Below are 4,090 nucleotides of genomic sequence, written 5' to 3' on the forward strand. Positions count from 1 at the left end.
CGAGGGGCTCGACCGGGGCTGGCTGGCCGAGGCCGAGCGCTCGGGCGTCGAGCTGCTCGTCGACACCGCCGCCGATCCCGTCCCGTTGGCCGACCTCGACCTGGCGGAGGCCGTCGTGACCGCGAGCAGGCTCGCGATCGCCGAGACCGGCACGATCGTGCTCGACGCCGGGCCCGACCAGGGCCGCCGTGCGATCTCGCTCGTGCCCGACCATCACGTGTGCATCGTGCGGGCCGAGGACGTCGTGCGTGGGCTGCCCGCGGCGATGCGCCGACTCGACGTGACCCGCCCGCTCACCTGGGTCTCCGGCCCCAGCGCGACGAGCGATATCGAGCTCAGTCGCGTGGAGGGTGTGCACGGTCCGCGCCGTCTGGATGTGGTGCTGCTGGGGGCGTAGCCTGCCGCGCGAGCCGGCGCGCGCCACGGTGGCCCGCCGAGGATCGAGGAGAGGCGGAGCGATGAGGATCATCCGGAGCCGAGAGTTCACCGCCGGCCGAGCCTGGGGTGCTCTGCCCATCGCGGAGATGAACGGCATCACCACGCGACTGCACTGGACCGACGAGCCCTACCAGTGGCACGTGAACGACGGAGCCGAGGTGTTCGTCGTGCTCGACGGTCGGGTGGAGATGCGGTACCGCCAGGACGGGGCCGAGTCCTCCACGGTCCTCGAGACCGGCGACATCTTCTACGCGTCCGTCGGGACCGAGCACGTCGCCTCGCCGATCGGCGAGGCCCGCGTCCTGGTCGTGGAGTCGGCAGGCAGCGTCTGACCACTGCTCCGCGGCAGACCCTCCACGCCGCCACGGTCCGCGAGCGGCCCGGTCAGCCCGCCGTGCTCGGGGGCTCGTCGATGACGGTGACCGATCCCCAGTACATGCCCATCCCGCAGGAGTAGCGCAGGTCGCCGGTCCGGGTGGGGGTGAACGTGAGCACGTTGAGGCCCGGGTCGAGCACCACGGGCTCGATGCCCAGCTCCGGCGCGTAGATCGACGCTGCGCAGCTGATGGCGGTGGAGTCGATCTCCCAGCGCACCTCACGGTCGACGTAGACGGTGGCGGCGGAGGGCTCGTACCCGTTGGCGACCTGGGTGGTGCGCAGGACCTGGATGTCACCGTCCAGCGTGACGTTCTCGCTCAGTCCGCCGGTCGGGGACGTCGAGACGGCGGCCGCGGGCGCGAGGAGCCCGGGGGCGAGGACGGCGAGCGCTCCGGTCACGTTGACGGCAGCGAAGGCCAGGACCGCCACGCCCGCGAACCGGAAGAAGCGGCGGGCATGGGCACCCCTGACGGCCGCGCCGAGGCTGCCGATGCCGAGCAGGCCGGGGACGGTGCCCAGGGCGAAGAGGGCCATGATCGTCCCGGCCCGCGCCGGGCTCCCGGTGGACATCGCGTAGACCTGGACCGCCTGGGTGAACCCGCAGGGGAGCAGGAAGGTCCCGACGCCCGCCAGCGCGGCGCGGTGGTCGCTGTAGGGGCCGTCGACACGATCGAGACGCACGGCCCTGGCCAGTGCCGGGGGCAGCGCCAGGGTCCCACCGCGGGACAACCGTGGGGACACGCTGGTCAGCCTGAGGCCTACCGAGCCCATCACCAGCGAGACGGCGATCATCACGACCGCCAGGGCGGGCCCGGACAGGCTGAACGCCGATCCTGCGGCACCGAGCAGGGCTCCGAGCAGCCCGAAACCCACGACCCGGCCGGTGTTGAAGGCCAGCTGGGGACGCAGTCGCTGCGCCGCGGTCGCCTGCGGCCACCGTTCGGCGTGCCGCGCCGAGACCGCCAGGACCAGGCCGCCGACCAGGGCCATGCAGGTCGACAGGCCCGCGGCGACGCCGAGCAGGACGACCATCGCCAGGCTGCCGGACGTGGCCATGACGCCGACCTGGTCAGCGAGCGAGGTCAGGCCGCTGGCCCGCAGGGCGAGCCCGAGCACGACGACGGCCCCCACGCCGACGGCGACATCGCGCCATACGGCCGGGTCGGTGCTCAGCCACCCGGAGTCGTCGCGTCCGGGCTCGTACCCGGCTCTGACGATCGCCTGGTCCAGGCGTCCGCGAGGCACCGAGGTGGTGGTGTGGACCCGCGCCACCCCGCTGCGGACCGAGACGGTGACCCGCTGGACGCCCGGGACGGCTCGGAGCGCCTTCGTGACGCGGACCTCGCAGGCCTGGCAGGTCATGCCCTTGACGGGCAGGTCGACGACCGGCATCACGGTCTCGTCGAGGGAGGGAGCCGATCGGCCGCCGCAGGGGACCGCGGCCGATCGGCGGTCAGGGGGGTCCGCCGGGCTCGGTCGTGCGGGCGGAGCAGGGAGCCGGAGACCACGGCGGGGGCGGCGGTGATCGAGGCCGTGAGCATCGGGTTCGTCTCCCTCTCGTCAGGGTCGTCTGGTGGCTCGCAACGCCAGGGGCGTGTGCCGACGCTATCCGCGCGCGGGTGAGTCCGACCCGGGCATCCGGGCTTCGGGTGGAGATCTTCAGCAACTCTTCATCGGAGGCGGTGCGCTCTCGTCGGCGACGGTGGTGCCGAGGGGCGCCGCCGTCGTTCAGCTGAAGACGCACCCAGGTGTTGCGAGAGCAGCGCGCTCTTGTTACGTTACGGTCAGGATCGTAAAAGAGGGAGGCTGTCCGGTGACGGAGCAGGCTCGTGGGCCGCGTCGCCCGGGCGGTCACGGCAGCGACCGCGGGCGTCCCCGCGACCCGGAGATGGACCGGATGATCCTCGACGCGACGATCGCCCTGCTGGCCGAGGTCGGCTACGTGGGGCTCACCGTGGCGGAGGTCGCCCGCCGAGCGGGTGTGAGCAAGCCTGCGGTCTACCGGCGGTGGGCGCAGAAGTCCCAGCTGGTCGTCGAGGCGATGGTGACCCAGATGCGGCCCGACGTCGCCACGGGGGACCGCGGGGTGGCCGAGGACCTTCGGGCCCTCATCGGGGAGCTGATCGACCTGCTGAGCCGCACCCCGCTCGGTCGGGTCCTGCCGGGGCTGGTCGCCGAGATGGCTGCCGACCCGGCCCTCGCCGCGAGCTACCGCGAGCTGATCATCGGGCCCAACCAGCGCCGGTGGCGTGCAGCGGTCGACCGCGGCATCGCGCGAGGTGAGCTCAGCGCGGACACCGATGTGGATGCCGTCGTGAACGCGCTCGCGGGACCGGTGTACTTCGGCGTCCTCATCACGGGTGAGCCCATCTCCGCCGACTACCCCCGGACTGCCGTCGACCTGGTCCTGGCTCGCTACGGCACACAGGACGGCCAGGACCGTCCGCCCTCGTCACCCACTCACACGGAAGAAGTACGGGAATGACCACCATGCCGACGAACGCCTCGCAGGGAAGGGCCATGAGGGGATCGGCGGCGCCGGCCCGGGACCGGGTCCTCGCCGGCGCCTTGATCGCCGCCGGTGCGGGGACTGCTGCGGTGGCCCTCCTCGGCCCCCTCGTCGCCGACGTGATCGTCTATCACGTCTCGCCCGGCGCGCTGAACCAGATCGCCGGCGGGGATGTCGCGGGCCTGACCGTCGTCGCGCCCGTCAGCATCCTCGCCGGTGTCCTGGTCCTGCTCCGGCACCGGGCTGGTGCGGTGCTCGCCCTCGGGCCCGCGGGCTACATCGCCTACACCGCCACCCAGCTCGCCCTGGGTGGCGACCCCGGTCGCTACCCGGGCAACAGCGAGCGGTTCTTCCCGCTCTACCTGGGCCTCCTCGTCCTCGCGCTCCTCATCGGTGTCCGTGCCTGGAACGCGATCGACCTCGAACGACTGCCTGCTCCCGGCCGAGGGGTGAACCGGGCGCTGGGGACGTTCGCCCTGGTCGTCGCGGGGTTCCTCGCGCTCGGCCTGCACCTCCCCGGTCTCCTGGACGCCTGGAGCGCGCAGCCGAGCGCTCCGGAGTACCTCGCTGATCCCGTGGTGTTCTGGCTGGTCAAGCTGATGGATCTCGGCCTGGTCGTGCCGGCCCTCCTGGCGGTGGGATGGGGGACCCTCCGTCGCGCACCCGGAGTGCAGCGGGCCACGTACGCCGTGGCGGGGTGGATGGCCATGCTCGGCACTGCCGTCGCCGGGATGGCCGTCGTCATGCAGGTAACCGGCGACCCCG

Annotated in this window: 5 protein-coding genes; 4 read left to right on the forward strand and 1 reads right to left on the reverse strand. The window is 72.8% G+C overall.

Annotated features, from left to right (window positions below; all coding sequences use genetic code 11):
• Both ABWK99_RS14330 and ABWK99_RS14335 read left to right on the forward strand, forming a co-directional pair.
• Positions 1-397, forward strand: a 397-nt coding sequence (locus ABWK99_RS14330) for a lactate utilization protein C (protein WP_372595377.1), incomplete at its 5' end; no start/stop codon positions are given.
• Between the two features lie 61 nt (positions 398-458).
• Positions 459-770, forward strand: coding sequence for a cupin domain-containing protein (locus tag ABWK99_RS14335; RefSeq protein WP_372595378.1), 312 nt, complete (start codon positions 459-461; stop codon positions 768-770).
• A gap of 52 nt (positions 771-822) precedes the next feature.
• Here ABWK99_RS14335 and ABWK99_RS14340 read toward each other — a convergent pair whose 3' ends face one another.
• Positions 823-2,208, reverse strand: a complete 1,386-nt coding sequence (locus tag ABWK99_RS14340) for a sulfite exporter TauE/SafE family protein (protein WP_372595379.1) — start codon at positions 2,206-2,208, stop codon at positions 823-825.
• 421 nt (positions 2,209-2,629) lie between these two features.
• Between ABWK99_RS14340 and ABWK99_RS14345 the strand changes: the two genes are divergently transcribed.
• Together ABWK99_RS14345 and ABWK99_RS14350 are read left to right on the forward strand one after the other, a co-directional pair.
• Positions 2,630-3,301 carry a TetR/AcrR family transcriptional regulator gene (locus ABWK99_RS14345; RefSeq protein ID WP_372595380.1) on the forward strand — a complete coding sequence of 224 codons (672 nt, stop codon included), beginning with the start codon at positions 2,630-2,632 and terminating at the stop codon, positions 3,299-3,301.
• A partial coding sequence (locus ABWK99_RS14350; RefSeq protein WP_372595381.1) for a hypothetical protein occupies positions 3,298-4,090 on the forward strand: 793 nt, incomplete at its 3' end. The genes ABWK99_RS14345 and ABWK99_RS14350, both read left to right, overlap by 4 nt.

It is taken from the genome of Actinotalea sp., assembly GCF_041597215.1.
Taxonomy (GTDB): domain Bacteria; phylum Actinomycetota; class Actinomycetes; order Actinomycetales; family Cellulomonadaceae; genus Actinotalea.